This is a genomic window from Burkholderia sp. Ac-20349, from assembly GCF_017104865.1.
GTDB lineage: Bacteria > Pseudomonadota > Gammaproteobacteria > Burkholderiales > Burkholderiaceae > Burkholderia > Burkholderia aenigmatica.
In genome coordinates, this window is the sequence record NZ_JAAGPM010000234.1 from 1 (window position 1) to 7,545 (window position 7,545).

Here is a 7,545-nt window from a genome sequence, read left to right on the forward strand (position 1 = left end):
CTGGGTCGAGCACGACCCGCAGGAAATCTGGTCGACGCAAGCCGGCGTCGCCGCTGAAGCCGTCACGCGCACGGGCCTGAACGGCACGTCGATCGCCGCGATCGGCATCACCAACCAGCGTGAAACCCTGGAGACTTGGATGAAGACGAAACTGGCCGCGCTCGCGGCGCTTGCCGGCTGTTCGGCGCTCGCGCATGCGCAATCCTCCGTCACGCTCTACGGCGTGATCGACTCGGGCCTGATGTACCAGAGCACGTCGGCGGCGTCGTTCAGCCCGACCGCACCGAATACCGGCAAGGTGTTCCGCATGAAGGACGGCGGCATCTATTCGAGCTTCTGGGGTATCAAGGGCAGCGAGGACATCGGCGGCGGCTACAAGATCAACTTCAAGCTGCAGGGCTCGTTCGACAGCAGCACCGGCAAGCTGCAGCTGAGCGATACGCCGGGCACCGTCGCGATCTTCAACCAGGTCGCGTCGCTCGGCGTGTCGGGCCCGTTCGGCACCTTCACGGCCGGCCGCCAGATCGTGCCGATGATCTACGCGATGGCCGACACCGACGTGCGCAACGCGCAGTTCTTCGGCAGCGTGCTGATCGCGTGGCTCGGCCTGAACACGGCGGCCGGCTGGCCCGGGACGAGCACCAACGCCGCGATCGGCGCGCTGTACGACAGCAACGCGCTCGTCTACCAGTCGCCGACCTTCGCGGGTGCGTCGATCGCGCTCGAATACGCGCCGGGCGGCGTGGCCGGGCAGTTCCAGGGCGGCACGCGCGAATCGGTCGTGCTCAAGTATGCGAACTACGGGCTGAACGCATCGGCCGTCTACTACAACGGGCACGACACGAACCCGGCGCCGGGTGTCGCGCCGACCGGTGTCGACAACAACCGCTTCATCTACTTCGGCGCGAAATACACGATCCACGATTTCTCGGTGTCGGCGTCGTACGGCAACGGCCGGAATCCGTCGCACGCGGACAAGGTGAACCTCGACATGCTGTCGGCCGGCATCGGCTATCGCTTCACGCCCGCGCTGCAGGTGACGTCCGCGGTGTATTACCTGAAGGACCGCAACCAGTCTGCAAACAAGTCGACGGCGGTCGTGCTCGCGGCCGACTACAGCCTGTCGAAGCGGACGATGATCTATGCGCAGGTCGGCCACGTGAACAACCGCGGCACGATGGACCAGATGCTCGTGTACGGGCAGCCGGTCGCGCCGGGCGTCGGCACGACGGCCGCGATGGTCGGGCTGCGGCACAACTTCTGATCTCTGCCGGCGGCGGCGCCCGGCGACGTGGCGGCCGCCGTCGGCATCGATCGCCGGGATCGGCTACAGTGGGCGTTTTCGGCGCGTTCCGCTCCGCCGCCGCACCACTGGCCGTGGCGCGCGGCAGCATGGACGGAGCGCGGATCATTCACTTCGACGAGCGAACCTCCATGCCCGACCTGTCCGCCTTCCCGATCACGCAAAAGTGGCCGGCCCAGCATCCCGACCGTCTCCAGCTCTACTCGCTGCCGACGCCGAACGGCGTCAAGGTGTCGATCACGCTCGAGGAAACCGGCCTGCCGTACGAGCCGCACCTCGTGAGCTTCGACACGAACGACCAGCTTTCGCCCGCGTTCCTGTCGCTGAATCCGAACAACAAGATCCCGGCGATCCTCGATCCGAACGGCCCGGACGGCAAGCCGCTGCCGCTGTTCGAATCGGGCGCGATCCTGATCTATCTCGCGGACAAGACGGGCCAGTTGATCCCGAAGGATCTCGCCGGTCGCTACGAGACGATCCAGTGGGTGATGTTCCAGATGGGCGGCATCGGGCCGATGTTCGGCCAGGTCGGCTTCTTCCACAAGTTCGCCGGCCGCGACTACGAGGACAAGCGCCCGCGCGATCGCTATATCGGCGAGTCGAAGCGCCTGCTCGGCGTGCTCGACGCGCATCTCGCGAACCGCCAGTGGATGATGGGCGATACCTACACGATCGCCGACATCGCGATCTTCCCGTGGGTGCGCAACCTCGTCGGGTTCTATGAAGCGGGCGATCTGGTTGGCTTCAGCGAGTTCCGGAACGTCAAGCGGGTGCTCGACGCGTTCGTTGCGCGTCCGGCTGTCGCGCGGGGGCTCAATATTCCGGCGCGAGGCTGACCGGCTAAGCGGTCGCACGCTGTGCGGGCCGCGAACTGCAAGGCCCGCCGCATTGCGCGGCGGGCTTTTTTGGGTTTATCGCGAATTTCCGGCGAACGGCGGGATTAGAAGAATCGGTACGCCGTTTCTGGGAGAAGCCTTGGCCACGCCTTATATCGGCGGCCTCGATGTCGTCTCGCGGGCGGCGGCGCCTCGATTACCGTGCAGCAACAGGAGAACCCGATGATTAAAGTCAGTGTCATGTACCCGTACGCCGCCGGCGCACGATTCGATCACGCTTACTATCGCGAAAGGCATATGCCAATGGTGAAGCAGCGGCTCGGCGCTGCATGTCTGTACTACACGGTGGACAAGGGCATCGCAGGCGGTGCGCCGGGCACGGCCCCTGCCTACGTGGCCAAGTGCGACTTCGTCTGCACGTCGGTCGAAGCTTTCCAGGCAGCCCGCGCCCCGCACGCGCAGGAGATCATGGCCGACATCGCCAATTACACGGATATACAACCCGTGCTGCAAATCAGTGAAGTGGTCGTGGAGCGTTCGGACGTCTGACCGAGGTTCGGCATTCGCCTGGCACCGCATTCGCGTTTTGCGTACACGAGCAACAAGGCGGCGCTTATCAAGCGCTCCACCCCTTCAACGACCGACGTGGTCGCAAGCATGACTTCGCGCTTTACGCCGACCATGCGGTCTTGCGCCACTCAGCGCCGCCCTTATTATCGCCCGTCGCACCTGGCGTTGAGGCCATCAAGGAACGCTGTCGCCTTGGAGTCAGCACCTTTGCGGCCTCGATCTCCTTCTCGTTGGCACCTGTCGCGATGGGCGCCTGAGTTACCAGCGGGACGCACGGGATCGCTCGAAGTTCGCCGTTCAGACGGTTGCCGGAAATCACGAGCGGCGGCTTTCGGCCAGGAGCGGTCCTTCATAGTGGGTTCGGCGAACGGCTGTTGATGAGCGGCAAACGGGCATATGGTGAAGCGATGGCGCCCTGTGATTCGCCACGTGAGCCAGTTTCATTTCAACGCGCGGTATGCGGCAGCTAAGATTTCCATGGCAATTTTGCCCGTGGCGCCTTCCGTCTCGCCGAGCAGGTGGCTCCGAAACTAGGACCTGCGGCGGGCAGTACCCCCTTCCAGCGTGCGACGCGATAGTTCTCAGAGTTTTGGGGGGAGACTGGCTACGCTGTGGGGCACCGCTGGAGCCGCGATAAATGGCGTGGATCCTATCGGGATAAACACGAAACGCATCTATCCCACAGGTAAATTTTCATGCGAGCCAATATGACCAACGCCGAAATAATGACGATTGTGTTTAGTGGAGTCGTTGCCATTACTGGGGTTATCGGAGCCATCAGCAAGGCCCATTCGCAACCGCCATGCGTACAAAATCGACCACCAGGCATTCCCAAAGGAACGAGCGCGGTGGGTTGACATAGTGGACGTCGCATGGCTTAACGAGCGTTACCTGAGTTGGCATCAGACTTGAAGCCTCGGCGAAACCCGATGGTGTTACGCGCAAACCACTCCTCTGGATCAACGAGGGGTGTGAACGGATTGATGGCCTTTAGCTCGGCACGACCGCGCGGCAATGGCAAAACGGCCGCTTCCGAGTGCGGATTCAACCGGTCGATGCAACACAATTGAAGCTGCGTGAGGAGCGGGGGTGTTGCATCGATCGTTTGAATCCGTAGGATCTGCTGTAGCCTGTGGCGCCTTTCACATGAACCCGTTCGGCCCAGCCATGGGAGGCAAGGTGCCAGCAGCGTTTTTCTTCGAAAAACCTTTCATTGTACGCGTCGATCAATTTTTGGCATGTTTTTTATTTTTGAATGGTGCGTTGAGAATTGAGCCGAATTTCAATTTGCTCGACCAAATTCCCAATCTTTGCAACGACCGTCGTTCCGTATTTCTTGACCTTCTCTTCAACGATCGGCGCCATGTACGAATCAGTGCGAAATATATCGACATAAGGCGCGTACATAGCGTGAAGGCTGTCTGCCCAATCACTTTTCTTGGGTTGCCGAGCAGCTGTCCCTGCTGAATTCCAAGTGGATGAATGGAACACCCGAATACAGGTTGCCAAACTCGGAGCCAACCTATCCACATCTGCTGGTGTATGGCTCTCGAGAGAAATTTCGTACAGCTGGGCCGCAAGCTGCTTTGCCAAGACAACGACAATTTTGTCCTGCTGACTTAACCACCACGCGCTATCTATCGCGGGGACTAGCGGAGCTATGCCTAGCGCAGCTCCTGTCTCCCTCAACTCCTTAGACTTTGCTTTGAGAGCTTCAACATCCCCGCTGACTTGCTGAATCATTTTAAGCATGTTGTCAGCGGAACCCCGAACCCAGTCTGTGACGGGCGATAGCTTGTCCGCGTGGTTGTGAAACCATCGAATCATCCAACTCGGGTCGCGCAAACTAGCAAAAAATGCTTCTTCAGCTTGAGCGGCAGTAGCTTTCCCTACCACATAATTCCCGAGTACCAGGGCATCTTGCTCTCGCATCGGATACATTTGCAGAATTTCAGCCAGCGCAATTTCCTGCCTGGAGAGTAACTCGCGCATTGCATTTGTTGGCTGCCGGTTTTTGAATAACTGCTTTTGAAGTTTTCTTCGCGCATCTCGATTAAGACCATGTTGCTTCGCGGTTATATCAAGGTCCCGAATGCTTTCGAGCCAAGATACAGGTGACATGATATCGGTTAATTCTGGAAACCAATTTCCGGAATAGGAGTAAACAGCCATTGAGGCAGTTTCTGGTGTCCCAGCCCCTAAATTTTGCAGTTCCTGTTGCAGGATTCGGTCGATGGAGATGAGCGCCTGCGTCTTGCACAACCTAACCAACAAATCGGTTCGGGCTACCGAGGCGTCTGCGTACCGACTCTCCAATGGAGCCATCTCACTCAAAATAGTCCCAGAATACCAAAATTCAACGTCGCCCGAATCTGACCATTGGATTAGCTTCTCACGAAGTTCGTCCAATTTCAGAGTGCAACGCTTTTCGTCAGATAGCACAGAATAATCGGCGCTGTCGAGAAATACTCGAACAGGGTGTCGGTTCTGGTCAATAGATGCGAGGGTTGGTTGAACCGTCGTCGAATCGCGCAGCGGTGTATTCATCAGCCTAGGAGTCTTGCAGTCAATTTAACCAAGGTGCTCATGTCGCGCAGGTCCTGATATTTCAAATTGGTTCGCGTAAAGCTTTTCCGGCAAGCAATCCCAATGGACAATGCAGAGAACCGACGGTGACATGAATTTTATCTGACTTTGGTGCCAAAGTGTTCTCTCTTACCAAGCTCGCATGCCAATATGAAGATGGAATTTTGGGGCGCGCCTTATATAATTTAAGCATGATGCATTTGCCACGGCAGTCATAGGCGCCGACGTGCCGACTAGACCGAAATGACCGCTATGCCGACACTGTGAGTTGAGGAGGCGTTCGGCTTTGAAACTAGCGGTCAATCAATTCGAAGGCGTGAAAGACCGAAGCGGGTCGGTTAGGGGCGTTTGCGGAGATCGATAGTCGGCGCAGAAGCGGTCGCTGGTGTGCGGCTTCGTTTCTCGACTGGCTGGCCATGCAAGGACAGTCGAGATGGATTAAGCTTTCTTAAGCAAGAAATTATGCAGAGTTTTCCCATGTTTCGAACCACTGCGGATATCGCTCGCGACATCGCCACCTTCATCCCTGAAGACGACAACTGGCTTGCCCTGGATTCGCTCGTTACCGAGCTCTGGCAGGCAGGACATCCAGAACAGGCGATACCGGAGCTTCTGAGTGTGTTTGAGCGCTACCCAGAGGAAGACGGCTTTGGCGTGATTTGGGGCGTTCTCCATGGACTCGAATCGCTGCCGAATTATGAGCAGGAGCTTCTTCGGTCCCTCGCTCGACAGCCCAGCGAGTTCGGTGTCTGCATGGTTGGCCGACTGCTAAATGCAGGCATACAAGAAGTTGGCGGTATTTCGTTACTCGGCACGTTGCGTCAACTGGCAGCCACGGCTGAGTCGCCACGCATCCGTGAGGCTGCAGTAGGCTTTGCGTCCTGAAACAACTGAGTACTATCGAGTGATATCCCGTTAGGATTTTGAACGGCCACTCCATGGAGCGTATGGAAGTCCGCTTCGGGTCGGGTCGGCAAGCGACGTCCACGAAAATTCACGAAGAACCTTTTTGCCCTCCGCGGACGTTTGCCTCACGCATTCCGCAGCGCTACTCTCCCTCCGCCCCTTTCTACGCTTCGTCTCCCACCCCCGCCAGCAACTTTTCCAGCAGTTCCGACAACTGCGTCTGCTCATCGTCCGACAACACAGCCAGCAACTCCCGCTGATTGTCGATATGCGCGACAACCGCTTCATCGATCAACGCACGACCGGTCTCCGTCAGCGCAACGAGCGTCCCACGCCCATCGGCCGGATTCGGCCGGCGCTCCACCCACCCCGCCTTCTGCAACCGGTCGATCCGCGCGGTCATCCCGCCCGACGACATCATCAGCGCGTCGTACAACGCCGTCGGCGTCAGCGCGAACGGCTCCCCACCACGCCGCAGCGTCGCGAGCACGTCGAATTCGCCCGGCTGCATCCCGTAGCGCGCAAACAGCGGATTGAGACGGTCGCGGGCGATCACGAGCGCGGCTTCCTGCAGCCGCCCCATCACCACCATCGACGACGCGTCGAGATCCGGACGCTCGGTGCGCCATTGCGCGAGCGCATGCGCGGCTCGATCCATTAACCCTCCTCGGCTTGGCAGTTATCTTGACGTCGAGATAAATCGGCGTTTATCTTGATGTCGAGATACTTTACATGAAAAACGCGCGGCGCCTCACCAGGGCCCGCGCACCGATTTCGAGGGCCTTGCAATGAATCGCTTCACTTCCCCCGGATGGCGGCTGGCCGCCATCGTGCTCGTCGGGCTGAACCTGCGGCCGGCGCTTGCCGCGGTCGGCCCGCTGCTCGACATGATCCAGCGCGCAACCGGCATCGGCGACGGTGCGGCCAGCCTGCTGACGACGATCCCGATCCTGCTGATGGGGCTCGGCGCGCTGAGTGCGCGCCGCTTGCAGCGCGTGACCGGCATCGCGGGCGGCGTCTGGCTCGGCGTCGCGCTGATCGGGCTGGCCTGCGTGTCGCGCGTCGGCGCGCAGCACGCGTGGCTATTGCTCGCGAGCGCCTGCTGCGCGGGCGTCGGGATCGCGATGGTGCAGGCGCTGCTGCCCGGCTTCGTGAAAGCGCATTTCTCGACGCGGATCGGCGGTGCGATGGGCGTCTATTCGACGTCGATCATGGGTGGCGCGCGCGCTCGATCGCGTGCTGCTGTGCGAACGCATCATGATTCCGGAGTGGCACGCCACGCACTCGCGCATCGCGTGGAGCCGCCGTATCTCGCCGCCCGCACGCGTGCCGCGGCAATACGGC

Annotated in this window: 6 protein-coding genes and 2 pseudogenes; 6 read left to right on the plus strand and 2 right to left on the minus strand. The window is 59.9% G+C overall.

All coding sequences use genetic code 11. The features are described from left to right. Positions 1-25: 25 nt before the first annotated feature. The 4 genes and pseudogenes from G3N61_RS39920 to G3N61_RS37160 all read left to right on the plus strand — a co-directional run. Positions 26-88 (plus strand): annotated as a pseudogene (locus G3N61_RS39920) (hypothetical protein); the annotation flags it as partial. A gap of 51 nt (positions 89-139) precedes the next feature. Beyond that, complete coding sequence (locus G3N61_RS37150) at positions 140-1,264, plus strand: porin (protein WP_043182853.1); 1,125 nt, start codon at positions 140-142, stop codon at positions 1,262-1,264. 170 nt (positions 1,265-1,434) lie between these two features. Next, a complete protein-coding gene (locus G3N61_RS37155; RefSeq protein WP_089450704.1) occupies positions 1,435-2,139 on the plus strand; it encodes a glutathione S-transferase N-terminal domain-containing protein in 705 nt (234 codons plus the stop codon). 222 nt (positions 2,140-2,361) lie between these two features. Continuing rightward, a complete protein-coding gene (locus tag G3N61_RS37160) occupies positions 2,362-2,688 on the plus strand; it encodes an EthD family reductase (RefSeq protein WP_205824898.1) in 327 nt (108 codons plus the stop codon). Between the two features lie 1,266 nt (positions 2,689-3,954). Here G3N61_RS37160 and G3N61_RS37165 read toward each other — a convergent pair. Beyond that, a complete protein-coding gene (locus G3N61_RS37165; protein ID WP_205824899.1) occupies positions 3,955-5,256 on the minus strand; it encodes a hypothetical protein in 1,302 nt (433 codons plus the stop codon). A 516-nt stretch (positions 5,257-5,772) separates the two neighbouring features. On the opposite strand from G3N61_RS37165, the gene G3N61_RS37170 reads away from it, so the two are divergent. Next, positions 5,773-6,180 carry a hypothetical protein gene (locus G3N61_RS37170; RefSeq protein WP_205824900.1) on the plus strand — a complete coding sequence of 136 codons (408 nt, stop codon included), beginning with the start codon at positions 5,773-5,775 and terminating at the stop codon, positions 6,178-6,180. 184 nt (positions 6,181-6,364) lie between these two features. Here G3N61_RS37170 and G3N61_RS37175 read toward each other — a convergent pair whose 3' ends face one another. After that, complete coding sequence (locus G3N61_RS37175) at positions 6,365-6,859, minus strand: MarR family transcriptional regulator (protein ID WP_205824902.1); 495 nt, start codon at positions 6,857-6,859, stop codon at positions 6,365-6,367. 130 nt (positions 6,860-6,989) lie between these two features. Here G3N61_RS37175 and G3N61_RS37180 point away from each other — a divergent pair. After that, positions 6,990-7,545: pseudogene (locus tag G3N61_RS37180) on the plus strand (MFS transporter); the annotation flags it as partial.